1 protein-coding gene is annotated in these 415 nt (G+C 69.2%); it reads left to right on the forward strand.

What is annotated here, in order from left to right; translation table 11 throughout:
* Positions 1-415 (forward strand): lipid II flippase MurJ (locus tag CIL05_RS22995; RefSeq protein ID WP_165769194.1); only part of this gene is annotated, 415 nt, incomplete at both ends.

A 415-nucleotide genomic window follows, 5' to 3' on the forward strand; every position in this document is an offset into this window, starting at 1 on the left:
CAGTTTGCCCTGCTCGCCGGCGACCTCGCGCGCCACGGCGGCCTGCCGCGGTTCGCGCCGCTGAGGCTCGACGAAGACGTCCGCGCCTTCTTCCGTGCGCTGGGTCCTGCGACGCTGGGCTCGATGGGGACGCAGGTTGCGTTGTTCGCTGACACCATCATCGCGACCTTCCTGCCCGCAGGCGCGCTGTCGGCACTGTACTATGCCGACCGCCTCAACCAATTGCCGATCGGCGTGATCGGGATCGCGATCGGCACCGTGCTGCTGCCGGAGATGTCGCGGCGCCTGACCGCCGACGATCACGCCGGTGCGATGGCCGCGCAGCGCCGCGCGTTCGATTTCACGCTGCTGTTCTCGGTGCCGTTCGTGGCGGCGTTCCTGACGGTGGCCGATCCGATCATGCGCGCGATGTTCG

Origin of the sequence: Virgibacillus profundi, from assembly GCF_002287375.1 — a bacterium.
Lineage (GTDB): Bacteria > Bacillota > Bacilli > Bacillales > Amphibacillaceae > Virgibacillus_K > Virgibacillus_K profundi.